The sequence below is a fragment of the Catenulispora pinisilvae genome (assembly GCF_015356865.1).
GTDB classification, from domain to species: Bacteria; Actinomycetota; Actinomycetes; order Streptomycetales; family Catenulisporaceae; genus Catenulispora; species Catenulispora pinisilvae.
In genome coordinates, this window is the sequence record NZ_JAAFZA010000577.1 from 1 (window position 1) to 572 (window position 572).

Below are 572 nucleotides of genomic sequence, written 5' to 3' on the forward strand. Positions count from 1 at the left end.
GGTGTGGCCGGGGCGGGGGTTCTGGGGATGTGGCGCGCCGTCGGTGGGCGTCCGGGAGCGAAGTTCACTCGGACGGGCGCCGGTTGGTCGTGCTTCGGCTGCGGCGACGTCTAGCGTGACCGCTCAAAGGACAGCGGACAGCTCGGGCGACAGCGCGCGGCACTGCACCGGAGGGACGTCGATGCTCCGCAAGGCCAGGGACGAGCGGGGAAGTTCGGCCGTCGAGGTCGCGGGCGCGCGCCGCGGAGGTGAGAGCGTACGCCGCGGAGGCGGGAGCACCGGCCGCAGAGACGAAAGCGCCAGCCGTGAAGGCGGTAGCGCACGCGGCGGGAGCGGGCGGGCGGCGTCGGCCGGGCTGCTGGTGGCGGTCGGGACCGGGCTCGGGAACGTGCTGGCGTACGGCTTCAACCTGGTGCTGTCGCGGGGCCTCGGGCCCGGCGGGTACGCGGAGTTGGGGACGCTGCTGTCGGTGTTCCTGATCGGGACCGTGCCGGGGCTGGCGGTGCAGGCGATCAACGCGCGGCGGTTGGCGGTGGTCGCGGAGGCGTCGCCGGCGGCGCGCGGGGCTTTGG

Annotated in this window: 1 pseudogene; it reads left to right on the plus strand. The window is 75.2% G+C overall.

Annotated features, from left to right (window positions below):
• Nucleotides 1-181 precede the first annotated feature (181 nt).
• Nucleotides 182-572: pseudogene (locus tag IZR01_RS49490) on the plus strand (hypothetical protein); the annotation flags it as partial.